The 20,821-nt window shown below is 56.0% G+C and carries 11 protein-coding genes; 5 read left to right on the top strand and 6 right to left on the bottom strand.

Annotation, left to right across the window (positions count from 1 at the left end; translation table 11 throughout):
* Positions 1-16: 16 nt before the first annotated feature.
* From Poly24_RS26665 to Poly24_RS26640, 6 genes are all read right to left on the bottom strand, one after another.
* Positions 17-5,998, bottom strand: a complete 5,982-nt coding sequence (locus Poly24_RS26665) for an amino acid adenylation domain-containing protein (RefSeq protein WP_197452196.1) — start codon at positions 5,996-5,998, stop codon at positions 17-19.
* Positions 5,999-6,049: 51 nt separating this feature from the next.
* Positions 6,050-7,588 (bottom strand): GumC family protein, encoded by a 1,539-nt coding sequence (locus Poly24_RS26660; protein WP_145102499.1) that lies wholly within the window; start codon positions 7,586-7,588, stop codon positions 6,050-6,052.
* Positions 7,585-8,811, bottom strand: a complete 1,227-nt coding sequence (locus Poly24_RS26655; protein ID WP_145102498.1) for a glycosyltransferase — start codon at positions 8,809-8,811, stop codon at positions 7,585-7,587. Before Poly24_RS26655 ends, Poly24_RS26660 begins: the two co-directional genes overlap by 4 nt.
* 3 nt (positions 8,812-8,814) lie before the next feature.
* On the bottom strand, positions 8,815-9,876 hold the full coding sequence (locus Poly24_RS26650) for a glycosyltransferase family 4 protein (protein WP_145102497.1): 1,062 nt from the start codon (positions 9,874-9,876) through the stop codon (positions 8,815-8,817).
* On the bottom strand, positions 9,873-11,147 hold the full coding sequence (locus Poly24_RS26645) for a hypothetical protein (protein ID WP_231753375.1): 1,275 nt from the start codon (positions 11,145-11,147) through the stop codon (positions 9,873-9,875). The genes Poly24_RS26650 and Poly24_RS26645 overlap by 4 nt, the downstream gene beginning before the upstream one ends.
* A 156-nt stretch (positions 11,148-11,303) precedes the next feature.
* A complete protein-coding gene (locus Poly24_RS26640; protein ID WP_231753374.1) occupies positions 11,304-12,863 on the bottom strand; it encodes a lipopolysaccharide biosynthesis protein in 1,560 nt (519 codons plus the stop codon).
* A gap of 723 nt (positions 12,864-13,586) precedes the next feature.
* Here Poly24_RS26640 and Poly24_RS26635 point away from each other — a divergent pair.
* The 5 genes from Poly24_RS26635 (at position 13,587) to ilvA (ending at position 20,786) form a co-directional block, all read left to right on the top strand.
* Entirely contained in the window at positions 13,587-14,096 is a 510-nt protein-coding gene (locus Poly24_RS26635; protein ID WP_231753373.1) for a hypothetical protein, read from the top strand.
* A gap of 97 nt (positions 14,097-14,193) precedes the next feature.
* Positions 14,194-15,270 (top strand): glycoside hydrolase family 130 protein, encoded by a 1,077-nt coding sequence (locus Poly24_RS26630; protein ID WP_145102495.1) that lies wholly within the window; start codon positions 14,194-14,196, stop codon positions 15,268-15,270.
* Positions 15,267-17,513 carry a glycosyltransferase family 4 protein gene (locus Poly24_RS26625; protein ID WP_145102494.1) on the top strand — a complete coding sequence of 749 codons (2,247 nt, stop codon included), beginning with the start codon at positions 15,267-15,269 and terminating at the stop codon, positions 17,511-17,513. Before Poly24_RS26630 ends, Poly24_RS26625 begins: the two co-directional genes overlap by 4 nt.
* 96 nt (positions 17,514-17,609) lie before the next feature.
* Entirely contained in the window at positions 17,610-19,055 is a 1,446-nt protein-coding gene (locus Poly24_RS26620; protein WP_145102493.1) for a glycoside hydrolase family 130 protein, read from the top strand.
* Positions 19,056-19,262: 207 nt separating this feature from the next.
* Entirely contained in the window at positions 19,263-20,786 is a 1,524-nt protein-coding gene (ilvA, locus tag Poly24_RS26615; RefSeq protein ID WP_145102492.1) for a threonine ammonia-lyase, biosynthetic, read from the top strand.
* Positions 20,787-20,821: the final 35 nt, after the last annotated feature.

Raw genomic sequence — 20,821 nt, 5'->3', positions numbered from 1 at the left:
GGGAAACACGTCGGTATCAAACGTCGTCGCGCGACATGGTGCGGCGGAGATGTTCGACTAGGCCGGCCAGTTTGGCTTCGGAAAGCATGTTGGCGTGCGCTCCTTCGACTTCGATCACGTCCAAGTCATCGGTGTCGAAGACGTTGCCCCATCCCATGTTGGGATCGGTAGCGTCCTGGCCAGGCCAATCGGCGCGGAACTTGGCACGGTAGAGTGTCGCCGGCCCTTGGGCGGCCGTAGGGCGATACTCATCCAACGCCGTCATATTCATGGCGGCAACTTTTGCGTAGTTTCCTTTGGCGTTGATGATTCGTTCCAACCGCTGTTCCATCGTGATCCAACCGAAACGATGCTGGATCGCGGCGACCAAACCGGTCACGCGTTCGGCAAGGTATTTCCAACGTTGACACCCGTCGCATTGCCGCGCAAAACGCAGATGGAATGCGAAGCGTTGATACAACGGCGCCAGTTTGGGCAGTCCGGTATAAGCATCGAGAATCGCAAGGGTCACCTGTTCGCCGGCACGACGCAATTGTTGAGAGATCTCATACGCGACGACTCCGCCAAACGAAAATCCCGCCAGATGATACGGTCCGTTTGGCATCACACGACGGATCTCTTGAACGTGTCGGCTGGCGATCTCTTCGATACTTGTGCAGGGGGAACTATTGCCATCGAGGCCGTAGGGCTGCAGCCCATATACGGGACGATCCTGCCCGATGGCGGCCGCCAAATCGCGGAAGTTGAGTAGATGGCCGTCGATTCCGGGCAGACAGAAGAGCGGAGCCGCCGTCGACGCGGATTGCTGCGGATCGATCCGCATGACTTCGTTCCAGCAGCCCTCGACCCGATCGTCGTCCTGACGATACAGTTCCGCCAGCTTTGTGACGGTAGGACATTCCACGAGTTTCGTGATCGACAACGCCTGACCAAATTCGCTTTCCATCCGCGCGAACAGAAGGGCCGCCGCGAGGGAGTCTCCACCGCAATCGAAGAAGTTGCTGTGGGCGTCGATCTGGTCGGTGTCCAATACCGATCGCCAGATCTCCAACAGACGAGCGATCAGAGGATCGTTGGGTGTCGAAGCTTCCGTCGCTTGCCTTTCCGAAGCCTCAACCGATGGCGAGACCTTGGGCAAACGTTTGCGGTCGATCTTTCCACTGGCGGTTTTGGGAAAATCATCGACGATGCAAAACACATTGGGCAGCATGTACGCTGGCAACCGCGACTGTAAAAATTGCTTCAGGTCATCGACGCGGATCTCTTCCGAATCGGACAACACATACGCGATCAAATGACCGCCCAGGCTGCTGGGGTCGAAACAAACAACGGCTTGCTTCACGTCGGCGTGCTGGTTGAGCACCGTCTCGATCTCGCTCAGTTCAACGCGGTGGCCGCGCAGTTTGATCTGATCGTCATTGCGGCGGACGAATTCAAGTTCGCCATCCCAGTTGAGTCGACAGATGTCTCCGGTTCGATACATCCGATCGCACGCGGGGGTTGCCAACGGACCGCTCACAAAACGCTGCTGTGTCAGCGAGGGATTCTGATAGTAGCCGCGTGCGACGCAGGCGCCGCCGAGATACAGTTCGCCTTCGATTCCCTGAGGTAGCGGTTGCATGTGTTCGTCGAGAACCAGGGCAACGCAACGATCGATCGGTTTGCCGATCGGCGGAATCGCAGGCCACGTGCTCGGATCCGCCGCCAAACGATAACCGGTCGCGACGTGGGTTTCGGTCGGCCCGTAGTGATTCCAAAGTCGGCAGCCGGGTTGCTGTTGGAAGAACTTGCGCACCGCCGGCGTGATTTGCAACTGTTCTCCCGCTGTGATCACCTCGCGAAGCGACGCCTCTCGCGCCGAATCCCCCGCGATTTCACAAAGCGTTCGCAGCACAACAAATGGAACGAAGATTCGACCAATCTTCGCGTCGACGATGAACTTCCACAATCGGTGCAGGTCTTGTTGCCGATCTTCGCTTACCAGTTCCAACTGACCACCGCTGCACAGCGTCGCAAAGATCTCTTGAAAGGAGACATCAAATCCCAACGACGCAAACTGCAGCGTCTTGGTCGTTGGATCGGCCTGCGAGTTTTCCAACTGCCATGCGATCAGATTGGCGACCGCACCGTGAGGCATCGCTACGCCTTTGGGCTTGCCCGTCGATCCGGAGGTATACAGGATGTACGCCAAATTATCAGCCGACAGAGCGGGCAATTCGATGGTGCTGGCCGGATGGTTGGAAAAATCGAAGGTATCCAGCCGCAGAGTTGGCGTCGCCGATTCGTTAAGTTCCAAATCGTTGGTCAATCCCGTCAGCGTCAGCAAGACCTGCGGTTGGCAATCGTCGAGGATCTGTTTGCGGCGGTGCCGTGGCAGCGCGGGATCGACCGGAACGTAACACCCGCCGGCCTTCAGGACCGCCAAAACCGCGACCACCATCTCTGGCGACCGCGTGATACTGAGCGCGACCGGTAGATCGGGAAGCACTCCCAGTTCGATCAACCGCGATGCCAAGATCGTCGCGCGGCGATCGAGTTCCGCATAGGAGAACGTTTGCTCTTCAAAACAGACAGCCGTGCTGTCGGGGCTTCGTTCGACTTGGGCATCGAACAACGTCAGCACCGAAGGCGAAAGCCGACGATCCGAATCATCGCATTGTTCGGTCGCGTTTGGATCGCCCGTCGAAGCGCTGCTGCCGATCGGGCCTTGCAGCAGGGAAGCACGTTGCGATGCCGGAAGCATCTGCAATCGATCGACTGGCGTTGCGGGTGCTTCGACCGCGGCGGAGAGCAACGTCGTCAGATGTTCTCCGAAATGAACGATCCGTTCGCGGCAGAAGTTTTGGCAGCGGTACTGCAGATCGATTCGCAGGCTCGCGTCCGATTCGCTGGCAGCGATCAACAGATCGAACTTCGCGGTCTGCGTCTCCATCGGAACCCGACGCGCTTCGACACCCGTCAGCTCCAGAGAACAGGGTTCATTTTCGAGGACAAACAAGACGCGGAATGGCGACGTGCCGGTTCCCTGCGACGCGAAGATCTCTCGCTTCATCAACTCCAACGGATAGTTCTGATGCGCCATCGCCGAGAGGGTCGTTTCACGGACCTTCGTTTGCAACGCATCAAACGATTCGCTGGCGGCAAACTGAGTTCGCAACGGAAGCACGTTGATGAAATATCCGATCAGATCCTCCATCTCCGCCTCGGGTCGCGCCGCGACTGCCGATCCGACGATCAGATCCTGTTGCCCCGTATACCGAAACAGCGTCGCCTTGATCGCAGCCAACAGCGTCACGAAGAGGGTCGATTGGCGATTGGAAGAATACCTTCTCGCCGCGTCCAGCAAATCGCGATCGATCTGCAACGAGATCGTATCCCCCTCGGACTCCGCGGCGTCGGAAGGGTCGCGGGGCAGATCCAGTTGTGGCAATTCTCCCGACAATTGACGTTGCCAGTACGCGCGGTCGGCATCCAACAGATCGGAACCGTCCGCTGTCTGCTGCGCCAACGCGTAGTTGGCGTATTGGTAGGGCAACGCGGCGAGCGTTGGGCCTTTTCGATCGACGATCGCTCGATAGAAGCTGGCCAGATCGCGATGCAACAGATCGATCGAATGGCCATCGAACGCGATGTGATGTACCGACACGACCATCCGCGATTGGTTGGGGCTCAATTTAAAATGAGCCGCACGGATCGGGATTTGATGGTCGAGGTCAAAGCCTTCCGAAACAAAGGCCAGCGTTTGCGCATCGATCGTTTGTTGCCGCGTCGCCGAATCGATCTGTCCCAGATCGACCGACTCCACCGTAAACTGCGTCGGCTCGATCGGCCGCTGCGTTAAACCGGAGCTGGTTGGTGTATAGAGCGTTCGCAGGATCGCGTGGCGATCGATCAACAAGGTGAACGCTTGTTGAAGCGCCGACAGATCGACCTCTCCCACAAGGTCGTACACGAGGGGGATGTTGTATCGAGCGCGGTTCGATTTCAGGAAATGTTCGACCCAGATCTGCTGCTGTTGGTACGACAACGGAGCTTCATCGAGAGGCGTGCTGCCGATTTCGACGAGCGTGCTGGCCACTGGCTGCGGCGATTGGCGATGCGTCTCGATCCGCGATGCCAGTCGGATCGCGTTGGGAGAATTGGCCAGGATATCCCAGTACGGGATCTGGATTCCGAAAACGGTTTTGAGCCGACTGGCCAACGCCACGGCGACCAAAGAATTTCCACCCAGCGCGATGAAGCCATCGCGCGGATCGATCGGATCGCGATGCAACAGTTCGGATAAGATCTCGCAGACGGCCGCTTCGGTGGGATTGCTGGGCTGCTGCTTCGGGCTCGCTTCTCGCGTCGCCGTCGGGGAGGGCAAACCCTTGCGATCGATCTTGCCATTGGCGGTCAGCGGCAATCGATCTAGCGGGACCATGGCGGCGGGCAGCATATATTTTGGAAGACTTGCCGCCAGCTGGGTCTGCAATTCCTCGAGCGTCAGCTGTTGTCCCGATTCAAAGACCACATACGCGATCAATCGCGCACCGGCCTCTTCTTCGCTGGCGACGACGACCGCATCGCGAACGGCGGGCAGCTTTTGCGTTTCGGCATCGATCTCGCCGAGGCCGATTCGGTAGCCGCGGATCTTGACTTGATGATCTTGCCGCCCCAGAAATTCAAGGTTTCCATCTTCACCGTAACGACACAGGTCGCCGGTTAAATAAAGAGTGTCTCCGGGAGAGAAGGGATCCGGAATGAAGCGTTCTTGTGTCAATTCGGGTCGATTCACGTAGCCTAGAGCGACACCAACGCCTGCCAGACACAATTCACCCACCTCGCCGATCTTGCACAACTTTCGTTCGGCATCGACGACATAGCAGCGTTGGTTGCGGAGCGGTTTGCCATAGGGAATGCTCCGCCAATCGGGATCGACGCGATCGATCGGGTATAGAACCGTCCAGATCGATGCCTCGGTGCTGCCGCCCAACGAATACAGATGCGCTTTGGGGGCTGCGTGGCGTATGCGGTCGGGCAGCGAGACGGGAATCCAGTCGCCGCTGAGCATCACGCGGCGCAGGCTGGGCAAAGTGGTCGACGCGTCTAAGCTCGTGACGAACATATCCATCAAAGCCGGGACCGTGTTCCAGATCGTGACCTGATGTTGTTCGATCAACCTGCGCCAGCTGTGGGGATCACGCGATTGTTCGGGGGTCGGTAGAACAATCGCCGCGCCGGCGGCAAACATTCCAAACAGATCATAGACCGACAGATCGAAGCCAAGGGCCGACAACGCCAAGACGCGATCGGTTGCTTGCACATCGAAGCTCAAGTTGATGTCGCGAACAGTATTCACCGGTCCCTGGTGATTGAGCATGACTCCCTTCGGCTTGCCTGTAGAACCGGAGGTAAACAGAACATAGGCGAGGTTGGTTGGCGCGACGCTGGGCAAACAATCGATATTGCCGGTGGGCAGTTCATCGCACTGGACGAACGTCAGCCCGGGATGGTCTTCGAATCTTGCAGGATCGATATTTCCCACGACGAACCGGACCGCGGCGTCTTCGAAAAAGAAGCGGATGCGGTCGGCGGGAAACGTGGGATCGATCGGAAGGTAGGCTGCGCCAGCACGTAGGATGCCAAGCAAACCGATGTAGGCGTTGGGTGTCCCGTCGGCGACCACCGCGACCCGATCACCTGGAGAGACTCCCAATTCGATCAACCGACAGGCGACCCGTCGCGAGCGTTCTTCCAATTCGGCATAGGTCAATCGAAGATCGCCATGGATCACTGCGATGGCATCGGGGGTGTGCTTGCTTTGGGTCGTGAACAGCTCGTGCAGGCAAGGCGCATCGTCCCAGCGGTGTTCGGTCCGATTCCACAAGTCGACCAGTTGGTCATATTCGACTGGCGACAAACGCGCACAACACGACGACAAGGTACCCAGAGCTGGCGTTGGAACAACCGCATTGCCAAGCGACTCGGAATCCCTCAGGGTTCGAGTTGGGTGCATTGGCAGTCCTCTTTGGATCATTGTCATCGTGCCCTTCCGAATCGCAAAAAGTTAGAGCCATCGAAAGGAAAAGAAGCGGTTTGCGGCTTCGGCAAATGGAAGCCCTCGCAAGGGTAGCACAGAATTTGTGCCATTGGTCGTCGCCATGTGGTGGGATGGAGCGCCGCACCATTGCGAGACGACGCCAACAAACAGACTCAAGAAGATCGCGATCGTCGTGCCCATGACCAGGGTCAAGGCAACTTTGGGGCTGGAGGGGATCTTGGAATCGCTAGGCTGTTGTAAAACGCTGAGATTTGACAGATTTCCCAAACTCAACGCCACGTCCAACCGAGCGAGTTCGGAGCGTTTGGCGTAGTCTTGATAACTGGCGCGGGCCAAATCGAGTTTGCGTGAGATCTGCGCTAACGTAATTTCACTTTGATTGATCTCTTTGAGTTCTTCTCCCAGTTCGGCAATCTGTTGCGTCAAGATCGTCTTGCGCGCCGCCAACGAGTCCGCAATGGCTTGTTGATTGAGCAATGCCGATTCCATTTCACGTCGCGATTCATTCACGCCCATCGTGACCTGTGTCAGGACATGTTCGGATTCCAGTGTTTCTTGCGCGGCGGCAATTTGAGCGCGTGTTTGCCGGACTTTGGGGTGATCGGGTTGGTATCGTGAAACGAGTTCGTTTTCTACCATTTGTAACGAATACAGTTGCTCTCGCATTCCTTGGGCGGCACTGCTGGGCAACCCGGTGGTTTCGGACAACCGGACTCGGGCGGGCAGTTCATATATCATTTGCGTACGTGATTCGATTTCCCGAGTTACCGCTTCGCTCTTCGCGATCGTGTCCATCAAGGCATCTTGCAGCGATGCGATCTGTGCAATCTTGAGTTGCCGATGTTGTGTTAATTCGGAGACGCCCGTTTCGTTTTTGAACCGCAACAGTTCATCTTCCAGTTTGGCGACCTCTTCGGCTTGCTGTCGGGTTTGTGAGAGGAAGAAGTCGTTGGATCCGGCGGATTGGTGAACGCGAACCTGTGCGTCGATCGAGGACTCGATCACTTCTTGAAGCACCTCGGCAGCCAATTCGGGACTGATCGTTTCATACCGCAAACCAATGATTGCAGTGGAGCGCGGGTTGAACGTCACCAGTTGCTTTTCGAGCTTGGCGATCGCCGTGTCGCGTGGACTATCGACGTAGACGGGGCTGAGCGATTTGATGTAATCGAGATCGATCGGCAACCAATTTTTTTCCTTCCCATCGGTTTTCTCCAAGATGCGATCGATGCCCACGTTGTCGACCACGCGTTCCAAAACGTTCCGACTGTGGACCAGCGATTGCACCGAATGAATCTCTTTCTCACGTGCCTCTTGAACCGACACCGTTTGACCGACGGTCGCGGTAGGATCCAGACCGATGGTTTCTTTACCCAGCCGAATGAATAACTTAGCCTCCGAAGTGTATTTCAGCTTCAACTGGCCCAGAATGCCCACGGTGGCAACCATCACCAAAGCAAAGACGATCAGCATCTTGCCCTTGTTTTGCCAACAGGCTTGGACAAGATTTAGGGGGTTTGCTGCGTTGGGGGATTCAGTATTCATTGGGCTGACACTCCTGCGAGATTAACCAAGTTCGACGCGTTGTCGACTGGCAGATTCAACGAACCGGGGGTCGTTTTAGAAAAGGTTTGTTGAGGACGCCGACGACGGTTGACGACAAATTGCGCCCACTGGGAGTCGACAAAATTTGCGAGTTCTTCGCGGAACCGTTCGGGTCGGAAGCCTTCGGCATGTTGTCGCGTGGCCTTCAAATCAAAGTGATCTTGGTGATTCTCAAAGGTAGCGACGGCGTCCGCCACGCTTTGTGGAATCTGCTCCTCAAAGAAGCATCCAGTGACTCCTTCGACCACGGTTTCCAAGCTGCCCCCGCGACCATAAGCGATCACCGGCGTCGCACAAGCTTGGGCTTCGACCGATGTGATTCCAAAGTCCTCTTCGGCGGCAAACACAAATGCCTTGGCCCCCTGCATCAATTGGCTCATCCGTTCATGCGGCAGATAGCCCATCAATTCCACATTGGCCGGACAGTTTGCCTTGAGCGTCTTGTACATCGGTCCATCGCCCACCACCAACAGTTTGCGTTCTGGCATTAACCGGAAAGCTTCGACGATCAGATCGACCCGTTTATAGGGAACCAAACGCGAGGCGGCGATGTAGTAGTCTTCTTTCTTGTAGCTGGGCGCGAACGCATCGACATCGACCGGCGGATAGATGACTTCCGCCTGGCGGCCATAGCACTTCTGAATCCGGTTCGCGATGAATTGACTGTTGGCCACAAATGCGTCCACGCGGGTCGACGAGACATTGTCCCACAGTCGCATGTAATGCAAGATCATTCGGGTCAACAGACTCCGCACGCCCCAGGTCAGCTTCGACTCACGCAGGTACTGCGCCTGAAACTCCCAGGCATAACGGATCGGTGTGTGAACGTAACTGATATGCAGTTGATCGGGACCACAGATCACGCCTTTGGCAACGGCATGATTCGATGACAGGATGACGTCGTATGCGCTCAGATCCCACTGCTCCACCGCCATCGGCATCAAGGGCAGATAGTGGCGGAGGAACTTCTTTAGAAACGGCAACTTTTGAATGAAGCTGGTTGTCGGTTCTTTTCCGCGAAGGAACTTCTGATCTTCGGCGGACAAGATGTTGGCGACGGCAAACAGATCCGATTCGGGGTACTGCAGCAGCATCTGTTCCACCACGCGCTCGGAGCCTGCGTAGGTGGTTAGCCATTCATGAATCAGTGCAATTTTTTTCATGGGTTACTTCACAGAAGCTTCCAGAGGTTGAATAAGCGTTGGGACGGATTGCGTCGCGGCAACGGTGAGTGGTTGAAGGACCTGGAGCACTTTGGCCGCCGTCGCTTCCCAGCTGAAATCGGCGGCGCGGTTCAGTCCCGCCGCGATCAATGTTTGCTGCAATGTGGGGTCTTCGAGAACGCGGCGGATCCCAGCGGCGATGCTGTCCGGGTGGGTTTCAACCAGCACGGCGGCGTCTCCCGCCACTTCGGGTAACGATGTGACGTTGCTGCAGACCACCGGCGTACCACACGCCATCGATTCGATCACGGGTAAACCAAAGCCTTCATATTCTGAGGCCAAGACGGTCGCTTGAGCGCCGCGGTAGGCAGCGGCCAGTTGGTCGTCGGACAATTTTCCGAGAAAGTGAACGCGTCCGGCGATCGCTAATTTTTCCATCGTCGCGACGGTTTCCGCCGTCGCTTGACCGGTGATCGCCAGATCGACATCTCGGGTGCCGCAAATTTGTGCGAAGGCATGCAGCAGCCCACCCACGTTTTTGTGCGGGCGTTGGTTTCCCACGTACAGAAGATAGGGACGATGGAGATCGTGTTTCGGACCCGCGTGTGTGAATGCGCTGCCAACGCCGTTGTAGACCACTTCAATTTGTGAGGGATCGATTCTCGCCCAGTCGACGATTTCGCGTTTTGAGAATTCGGAGACGGTGAGAACTTTGTATGCACGCCGCGCCGCGGGGCGGATCACATGTTGACAATACAGTCGTTTGGCGAGGGATGCTTCGGCGGGATGATTCACATAGATCAAATCATGAATCGTGAACACAAACGATCGCTTCGCCAGCATCGGGGATGTCAGTGGCACATTGAAGCCGGGCGAAAAAAAGGCGCGGTCGGTATTCCACAGCATCCAACCCAACCGCAGACAGTCCAAGGGACTGGTCGGGCTACCGCCGATCGCCTGGTGATGCAGGCATGGCAGTCGATCGCCTAATTCACTGGCGAACCGTCCGATCCCGGTCGGGCTGATCCAGCGTGAATCGTAAATGAGATTGCGACTTGCGCTCATGATGCCGTCCTCGGTACGGGTTTGATCAACGTGGCTGCGGTGGCGGCGACAAGCACCGCAAGAATCATGAAGGTGAACGAACCGGCGGTGAAGTAGAACGTTCGCCACAGTTCAAAGAAGCCGTACAGTACGACGCAGCCGATCAGACACAGCAGGTTATCGGCGCGCCAAAAGTAGCTGCCAACAGCGGCCATCAAAAAGCTGGCCCATGCGACGACGGGAAACGCCCAAAAACCTAGATCGCCGTACATCTCCACAAATGCGGAGTTGGTTGTAAGTGTTTCATCGATATCCACATCGTGAAGGTACCACTGGGCGGCGACGCCGCCGGAATTGTCTTCAACCTTTAAAGCATCGGGATGTAGGAAGGTGGGTGTTGTGTATTTGATGAGGTTCCCCAGTGAACCACGCGAAGGTTGTTCGGCTGCCATCCGCGCCACGCCCATGCTCGCTTGAACCGGTGCGCCAACATAACGCTGAATCTCCAAGAAGGTCATTGCCAGGGGATTCTCGACTCCAAAGTAATCGCGGTAGCTGCCAGCGCTGCGGACCCAGGTGAAGGCGACAATACAGATCGCCAACCCGAGCGCCGCGATCGTGATCGTTCGCGTTTTCACGCGGCGAAGGTCATCGAATCGAATTGCCAAGCCACCGGAAAAGATGACCGCTTGGATAATCAAAATCCGCGCAGAGATCGCTGTTGCGGCGAGCATCAAGCACAGGTTCAAGATGTCCAAACGATTGACTTGGCGAAGGAAAACCAGCCGGTACAGCGCGTATCCACCCACCAGCGACGTCGTGTAACGCAAGGTGTACAGGTGGTTGTAGTTCGCGTACAGAGAATCCTTCAGCAGGTTGAACTGTTGCGTCTTGATCAATTCCACTACGGAGACGCCGTTACGAAGCGCCGCCATCCACGCACCCGCCACGCCAATAAAGGCCAGACAGGTGAGTGCCTTGTAGAAGACGGTTGAATCAAACGCGTCGCGTGCCATCACATTGAGACGAGGGAGCGACAAGGCAAGTCGTTGCCCCATCGCGGCACATGCAAAGATACATCCGTACCATCCGACAAGCACCATCAGGTTTCCCATCGACAATTCTTCGCGAATCCGATAGCCGGCAGCCCCTTCCATCGAAGGGCACAACCACAACAGACCGCCCATTGCCAGAAACGGCATGAATACCAAACACGGTTGCCAAACAATGGACGCCAAGGTGGCAACTCCATTGGTTTGTGTCGGTTCGGTTGGCAACGTGACAGTGGACATGAGGATGAAGCGGAGACGCGAGAGTGTACTGAAGTTGTGGATAGATTGGGAAACGATTATCGAGATTTGTGTGATCGGTGAACCATCGGTGGCTTAGGCGAATCACCCCATTGGAGTTCTGCCGAAGCTCTTACGATGCATCGTAATAGGACTTGTTTATTCCAATGAACCAATGTTGTTTGCTTTCTTGAACTTCGCTCGAACCGCGGCCAGAATTTCCCGCCCCGTCCGCAAAACCCGCACGTCCATGACGGTCCAGACTCCCACGGACCAACGGGCGGATAGACAAAAGCCGATGCATTGCAACGATACGATGGAGGTCCAAGCGATCGCCAAGCCCACGATGCCCCATTGCTGAGTCATCAAAACGCCGCTGATGAAGAGGCTGATCGAAGTGAAGATATTGATCGACAACGCTTTCATATGTTGCCCCGACATCATCAAGGTGAGTTCAGCCGCGCCGACACAAACGAAGACGAGTTGTCCGATACAGAGGATACGCAACACCATCGCCCCGTCCGCATAGAACGGCCCAAAGATGAACGCTGCAATCTGTGCGGGGAAGATCATGATCGGAATGCAAACAGCGATTGCGACCACCGCTGCGAAGGTTGCCGCCGAGCGTAGAATGCGTTGTAGATCTTGCAGGCGTCCCTGAGCGCGCAGTTCGGCGATCGATGCGATTACGGTCAGGTTCACCAGTTGCATCGGCATCCCGATCAACAACATCAATCGCCGCGCCGCCGCGTAAAGTGCCAATTGTTCGTGATCGACGATCGCCCCGCCAATCCAGATATCCGCTTGGCCGGTGATATAGGAAAGCCCCTGCGTGAGCATCAATGGCAAGCAGACGATCAACAACGTGGACATCGGCAACAGGCTGGAGGGCGTGCTACTTGGTTCGATCTCTGCCAACCGTGATCGCGCGATTTTTTGAACGCTGATGATCGCCACGGGGATCAGTAAGCAAAGTGAGATCGTGCAGAACACCATCACTTGTTCCAACGATGGAACGATCCATCGACTGACGGCAACGGTTGATCCTATAAATAGTAAATTGCACAACGGGCCGCCGAATTGGCCCGTTAAAAGGATCGACAATCGTGAGTCGTGGAAGCTGCGAAGCAGACTAGCGGCCAGCTGGATCGTCGCTGATCCGAGTACGCTCAGAGCGACCAAGGGGGCAAGCACCGCGAGGTTGGTGACACCAAACACCTGTTCGCCGGCGAAATGCAGGAAACCCCAACAGATCAGACTGCCCGTCAGGATCGACGCGACGGCTACCTTGGTTCCTTGGCGCAGTACCGCTTGAGCTCCCGCAACATCGTTCAAACCGATCCGTTCGGAAACGAATCGAACCATGCCCGCGTTGAGGCCAAACATGGCCATGAAACCAGCAAAAGTTAAGATGCTGGCCAGCAGAAAGAAGACACCTACGTCGGCTGGAGGCAACACGCGGGCAAGCACCACGTTGATTGCAATCGCGGTTCCAATCCCCAACAACCGACCACCAACGACCCAGACGCTCTCACGGAACAGACGCTTTTGAGTTCCTTGAAGTCTCGACCCAAGATGGCGCTCGTTAGACGACGCGTCGGACCCTGTCTCAGCAGACCTACCGTCGGGGTGTCGCTGCGGTGGTTGCGCATGCGATGGACCAGCGGTCGCCGAATCCGGCGGCATCAGCATCGTCGCGTTTTGCAGTTTGTCACTCATCAAGTTAAATCGGTTCCCGCGTCACTCCACCACCGGATATCGTGGACATCCAAACACCGGGGCTCTATCTTGCATGGAACCACGGCATTTCGAACGCGGCTGCCGCAGATTCAAAACGATTGACGGTTGTGCCGACTGCGCAACTGAGAGAATCCGTGTATCCGAACCCGCTTTTTGGTTCGCGAAACGTACGCCACCCCCAAAGTGATGAGGGATGCGATTACCACATATTGGGGTGAGCCTGCCGCAATCGATGCATGGCTTCGCATCTGCTGGATGTTTGGCATTTAAGAACGAGGCGCCGAAATGCCGGTATTGAGCGGACCCGAGTGTCGCCCCGAACGGGGCCGTTTGGCGTGGCGGCCTCCAAGCGGCCCATTTGCAGCTCTTGCAGGCAATGGTTGTTCACGGCTGAGACAAGGGAAGCGAATCGGACTAGGCAGTCACTCTCGAAGGCTGGCTCTGTAGCCAACGGTCCCCCAGGTTGTTTCAGCGCGGCGACATCGATCTATCAGAATACGCCGATTGGGGACGAAACATGTTTTACGAAGTTGCGTAAAGGAATCAAAGTGTTGGAGGGTTCGTCTTGTTAGGCCTTGTGTCGAATCAAAACCACTGTATGGTGAAGTGATAGCCTGCGCGAACAGATGCATCAATGAATGACGCGTTGTAGGTCGATGCTCGCGGCAACCGCATCTTGGTGTCCGCCCATTCTTCTGACCGTTGCCAATCGCAACGCATGAGTTGGCAGGAGCGTCGAAGACTCTCTTTTTCAGATCGTTCGCGGTGGTTTGCTCTTTCGCCAAGGAGGCGACGATGATGGATTGTGCTGCTGCGATGCCTCGTTATGTGTTGAGGAAGGGCCTTCACCCGCTTGGTCCAGTGGTGAAGCAGATGCCAGGTGAGCCCGCGGTTTCCGCCATTTTCGCGTTTTCCAGCAAGCCGCAATACGACGCATTCCTGCGGGCGGGCACAATTCCTTTGACACCTTATCCACTGGTAAAAGGTTTTCTGCAAAATCAAGACGATCTTGAAGTGCTGCATTTGATGGTGCTCGATGCAAATTCACCCAATCAGTCGGTCATTTATGCAGCCACGTTCCAGGCCGCTTTAGAAGCATTGGAACAGAAGCACGTGACGGTCCTACCGACGTATCATTTGATTCGCGATGAGAAATCGGACGCCTACCGCGTGCAATCGCCTGAGATAGTTATTCGTCAATCGGTCCCCTAGAGCCACAAGCCCTTAAACCGACGTTTCTTTGCAATTTCCGATCGAGAAGAGGACTTTCAAAAACATCGAACTTAATGCCATTGTGGAGGGCTAGTCTATGACCCAAAGACTGCGAGCGACGTTGTTGCTGCAACCGTCGGACATCAACCCGTCACAATCCGGATGGGAGGTTGTGGGGGTGATGAATCCCGCAGTCACCATTCAGGGAAACGACGCCGTCATGTTGGCACGTGTCGCGGAGACGACTCTCGAACAGCGACACGGATGGACCCCGCTGCCACGTTGGGGCTGCGACAGCACGGCGACGGTGGATTGGGTTTGCGACGAGGATTTGCAAAAAATAGATGCTCGGGTTGTTATGGTCAGCAAGACCGGCAATCTGCGTTTGACTTCGGTTTCGCACTTCCAAGCGTGGCGCCGTTCGCTTGAACCCGAGGGCCGGTGGAAAGCTGTCGCATTGGTTTTGCCATCGGGCGCGACGGAAGACTATGGAATCGAAGATCCTCGAATCACAAAGATCGACGACACTTATTGGATCACCTACGTCTCGGTATCCAAATTCGGTGCCTGCACGGCCCTCATGTCGTCGCGGGATCTGATCGCGTTCGAGCGTCACGGCATCATTTTTCCTAGCGAAAACAAAGATGTTGTTTTGTTTCCGGAAAAGATCGACGGCGAGTTAGTGGCACTCCATCGTCCGAATCCGCGGTCGCAATTCAGTCGACCACAGATCTGGATCGCCCGTTCCTCCAACATGATCGATTGGGGACGCCATGAACCACTCTTTTGTGGATCCGAATCGTGGGAAGGGGATCGTGTGGGGAGTGGACCGCCACCAATCTTGATCGACGAGGGCTGGTTGCTTCTTTACCACGGTAGCGAGTCATCGACCGTAGCGGGAAAGGTCGGCCGATATACCGCTGGGGCGATCTTGTTGGACCGATACGATCCGTCGCGTGTAATTGCTCGATCGCAACGGCCGATCATGGTGCCCACCGCCGATTTTGAAACCTGCGGATTTGTACCGAATGTTGTTTTTCCGACTGCGATGTTCCTTCAAGGCGACGTGTTGCAAGTCTACTACGGAGCCGCCGATCGGTGCGTCGGGATGGCTGAGTTTTCCAAACAAGCTGTACTCGAATCGATGGCCCCTCGAACTCAATCTCTCATATGACGAACCACGACCTACACAAAATAGCTTTCATCGGCGACTACCTGCCTCGCAAATGCGGGATCGCGACGTTCACTCACGACTTGCGATCCGCGATCGCCAAAGCCTCTGACGCGAATTGCATTGTCGTGCCGATGGACGATATCGTGGGCGGCTACGACTACGAGGACGAAGTTCAATTTCAGGTGGTGGAACAAGAACTCGACGACTATCGCGCGGCGGCTGATTTTTTGAACTTCAGCAACGTCGATATCGTTTCCCTACAACACGAGTTTGGAATTTATGGCGGGGCCAGTGGAAGCCATGTGTTAGCTTTGCTACGCGACTTGCGGATGCCTGTCGTTACGACACTGCACACGGTTTTGTCGGATCCGAATCAGAGCCAACGCGCGGTGATGAAACAGTTGGTTCGGCTTTCGAGTCGGCTGGTCGTGATGACCGAGCGAAGTCGCCAGACGCTGATCAACACCTACGCAGTACCGAGCGAAAAGGTTGATTTGATCGCCCATGGTATTCCGAATCGACCCGACATCGATCAGGTGAAGTTAAAAGAGCAGTTTGGCGTCGAAGGCAGATCGGTCGCGCTGACCTTCGGATTGCTTTCGCCCGGCAAAGGCATCGAACATGTCTTGCAAGCGATTCCCGAGATCATCCGACACTTCCCCGACTTCATCTATCTCGTGCTCGGTGCGACGCACCCGAGTTTGATACGTGAACAAGGCGAGCGTTATCGAATCAGCTTGGAACGGATGGCGAAAGAACTACGAATTACTAAGCACGTTAGCTTTTACAATCGGTTTGTGGAGCTGGATGAACTCACTGAATTTATCGGCACCGCGGACCTTTACATCACGCCCTATTTGAATGCGCAGCAAGCGGTATCGGGAACGCTGGCCTACGCATTTGGATGTGGGCAAGCGGTCATCTCCACGCCCTACTGGCACGCCGAAGAGCTGTTGGCCGACGGCCGCGGCGTGCTGGTGCCATTCGCCGATCCCAAGGCGATCGCTCGTGAAGTGATCGGTTTGCTGGCAGACGAACCGCGGCGTTCGGCGATGCGTGAGCAGGCGTATTTGCTGGGCCGCGACATGACCTGGGACCATGTCTCGCAGTTGTATGTGAGCTCATTCAAGCATGCGCTTGAAGATCACAATATTCAGCGAAAGCCGTTGGCCGTGCGGACGCTTGACGAGCGACCGTTGGCGTTGCCGCAGATGCAGTTGGATCACTTGCAACACATGAGCGATTCGACAGGAATTGTGCAACACGCGATTTATTCGATTCCAGATCACGGTCACGGCTATTGCACCGACGACAATGCGCGGGCGTTGATCTTGACGGTTTTGATCGAGGAACTGGGCAAGGATTCCCCCGATGTCCAGATGCTCGCGTCCCGATACGCCGCGTTTCTCAACGTCGCTTTTGATCGAGACACCGGCCGCTTTCGCAACTTCATGAGCTTTGACCGGCGTTGGTTGGAACGCGATGGTTCGGACGACTCTCAAGGGCGAGCGCTCTGGGCGCTGGGGATTTGCATCGGCCGATCGCGCCGCGGCGGAATGGTGTCGTGGGCGCGGGAGTTGTTTCATCGGGCGCTCTCCTCTTGTGAAAACACGACATCGCCCCGCACTTGGGCGCTCGGTATTCTCGGCATCCACGAGTACTTACGGCGTTATCACGGTGATCGCGTCGCCAGTACGATGAGCGAGCGTCTGGCAAAGAAGCTGATCGAGATGTACGAATCGGTGGCAACCGATGATTGGCCATGGTTTGAAAACGTCGCGACCTATAACAACGCCAAATTGCCTCAGGCACTGCTCAGCTATGGCCGATCGTCTGGAGACGCTCGAGCGACCGAGATCGGATTGAAATCGCTGCGTTGGTTGGGTGAGAAACAACGGTCCCCGGAAGGCCGTTTTCGCCCGATTGGTTGCAATGGTTTCAGTCGAGACGATGGAACGACGGCGATCTTTGATCAACAAGCGATCGAAGCGCATGCGATGGTCTCGGCGTCGATCGAAGCCTACGCAGTCACCAGTGACGCTGGCTGGGCAGAGCAAGCCCACCTCGCATTCGATTGGTTTCTGGGCCGCAACGATCTCGGCATGCCACTCTACGATGCATCCACTGGCGGCTGCTACGACGGGCTGATGGAAAATCAAGTGAACGAGAATCAAGGCGCCGAATCGACGTTGGCATTCTTGTTGTCGCTCGCTGAAATGCAACAACTCGCGTCACTCGAATAACGGGATCGGCTTCTAGCCCGTCGTCGTGCCCCGTCAACAGGAGGACGACAGACGATAAACCGACCTTACTCTTTATGTTCTTTTCCATCGGCACACATGCACATTCAACGCACCGGAATCGTACTTTCGCCCAACAAGAAACGCGTTGTCTTGCGGCCGTTTCAGCCGCCGACCGACGATCGAATCCTTCGCGTTATTGCACGGGTTTCCACGCTCGCCGAGAGGGAGGTCGACGCGCTATTGAATCAAGTCTATGAAGAATTTCATGGACGCCACCAAAAACCCAAAGCGTTCTTTGAGCAACGGTTTCTGAGTATTCGCCATCACCTGCTCACCGATGCCCCGTTGAGCGAGAACCGGCGTCTACTGTTGGGAGCCTATTTCACTCAGGAATACGCGTTGGAATCTGCCGCGCTTTTCAACCCTTCGCTTGTTTGGCATCCCGATCAATCAAATCTCGCGAATGGCGAACGGCGGTTTGCGATGAGTTTACGGGCCGTTGGCGAGGGACATATTTCGTCGATCGTGTTCCGTTCGGGAACGATCGGCAAAGACCAGGAAATCAGGATCGACGATCCGGTTCGGTTTGTGACGACGCCTCAGTTTGTTCCCGACTCACGCTATGAAAACGATTTGTTCCGACGCAAATTGATCGAACTCGGCTTGGGAACGACGTTCATCTTTGAAGTTCTGTCGTCACTCGAGACCGTCTTTACACTCGAACAGCTCGAGAATCGATTGAATATCTCACTGCGGGAGCATCGATCGCAGCACGATGAACTGGTGCCCCTTGTGGAACAGGTCGTCATGCTGGCGAAATCGAACTACGAGATTCAATACAGTCCAGATCACGAGTTGTCCGAACGCGTCATCTTCCCCTACAGCCCCACGGAAACAAATGGGATCGAAGACGCCAGGTTTGTTCGCTTTTGTGAAGAGGATGGTCGATGCACTTATTATGCGACCTACAGCGCCTACGATGGCAAAATGGTGTTGCCTCAATTGCTGGAAACCGCGGACTTCCTGCAATTCAAAATGCACACACTCAACGGTCCGGCCGTTGCGAATAAGGGCATGGCGCTCTTTCCTCGAAAGATCAACGGCCACTACGTGATGCTTGGTCGACAAGATGGAGAGCATTTGTTTCTGATGTACTCCGACTTGCTCTACTTTTGGTACACCAAGGAGATGATTGTCAAACCAACCAATCCCTGGGAGTTCGTCCAGATGGGGAACTGTGGTTCGCCGATCGAAACCAAAGCCGGATGGTTGGTTCTGACGCACGGTGTCGGTCCGATGCGGAAGTACTGCATCGGTGCGATGCTGTTAGATCTGGAAGATCCATCGAAGATCATCGCCCGGTTGCAAGAACCCTTGATTACACCAAACGAAAACGAACGCGAAGGCTACGTCCCGAATGTAGTCTACACCTGTGGCGCACTCGTTCACGAGAACCAACTGGTCATTCCCTACGCCATGTCCGATTACGCCACGACGTTTGCAACCGTCGATCTCAACGAACTGCTGTCGGCAATGACTTAAACCGTTGGCACGGTATCATCATGATGGCCAAACGATTGCCAATCGGCTGGCGGATATCCCTTCAAAGCAATGGATCTGGCTCAAGGACCAAGGCCCCCGATCGCTCGACGGTGATTTGGCATATGCTGGGATTGTCCGAAGGGTTGTTGCGATAGGTTTGGTGCAACGGGATCGAGTCAACGGAAGCGATGTGAATTGAGAGAGCCAATGACGGATAAACGCTTGTTGGGATACTTGCAACGGATACTCAACGCCCGGGTCTACGATGTCGCGATCGAATCGCCATTGGAACGGGCGAACAAATTGTCTGCGCGGCTCGGCAACCAGGTCTGGCTGAAACGCGAGGATACGCAGCCGGTCCACAGTTTCAAATTGCGCGGCGCGTACAACAAGATGTCACGACTCTCCTCGGCGGAACTGGCTCGCGGTGTGGTATGTGCTTCGGCTGGGAACCATGCGCAAGGCGTTGCGCTCAGCGCCCGCCAGCTAGGGTGCCAAGCTGTCGTCGTGATGCCGGTGACAACACCGAAATTGAAGTCCGACGCCGTCCGCGACTTGGGTGCCCAGATCGTCCTGCATGGCGACAGTTATTCCGACGCGTATTCGCACGCTCTGGAGCTCGAACAGCAACATGGATATGTCTTTGTGCATCCGTTTGATGATCCCGATGTGATCGCGGGTCAGGGAACGATCGGGATGGAAATCCTGCGTCAGCATCAGCATCCGATCCATGCCGTGTTTGTGGCGATCGGCGGTGGCGGGCTGATCTCGGGCGTCGCTGCCTATATCAAAGCGGTTCGCCCCGAGATCAAAGTCATCGGCGTTCAGATGGGTGATTCCGATGCGATGATCCAGTCGATCGATGCCGGCAGCGTCGTCCCGCTGCACGATGTGGGACTCTTTTCCGACGGCACGGCGGTCAAAGTTGTTGGCACCGAAACGTTCCGATTGACGCGGGAATTGGTCGATGGTTTTGTGTCCGTCGATACCGACGCCGTCTGTGCCGCCATCAAAGATGCCTTTGAAGATACCCGCAGCATCTTGGAACCGGCTGGGGCGATGGGGATCGCCGGAATGAAGCAGTACATCGCGCAGCACGGCCTACAAGGCGAAAGGCTGGTGGCGATCACCTGTGGTGCGAACATGAACTTCGACCGGCTGCGGTTTGTCGCCGAACGAGCGGAAGCGGGTGAAGAACGCGAGGCACTGCTGGCGGTCACGATTCCCGAGCAGCGCGGCAGCTTCAAGCGATTGTGCCAGACCATTGGGCAGCGGAATGTCACCGAGTTCAGCTACCGCATCTCGGATGAACGCGAAGCCCATGTGTTGGTCGGTCTGGCGATCAGCAGCCGTGGGGAACTTCCCGAAATTCAACAGTCGCTCGCCACCGAAGGCTTCGCCGCGTTGGACCTCAAGGATGATGAACTGGCCAAAGAGCACTTGCGCTACATGGTCGGCGGCCGCAGCCGGCTTGTGGGAAATGAGCGACTGTATCGCTTCGAATTCCCCGAGCGTCCCGGCGCGCTGGTCCGTTTTCTGTCCAGCATGCATCCCAGCTGGAACATCAGCCTGTTCCATTACCGCAATCAAGGCGCCGATTACGGCCGGATCCTGGTAGGCATCCAGGTTCCCGATGAAGAACTGCAGGCCTTTGCCGACTTCATCGACACCTTGGGTTACCGCTACGCCGACGAAACGGCCAACCCGGTCTATCACCTCTTCTTACGATGATCCACGCTTCGGTACTCCTTGCCCCCCGTCGCGTG

It is taken from the genome of Rosistilla carotiformis (assembly GCF_007753095.1).
In the GTDB taxonomy this organism is placed as follows: domain Bacteria; phylum Planctomycetota; class Planctomycetia; order Pirellulales; family Pirellulaceae; genus Rosistilla; species Rosistilla carotiformis.
Note: the sequence above shows the minus strand (reverse complement) of the source record. Positions and strands in the feature narration are given on the sequence as shown.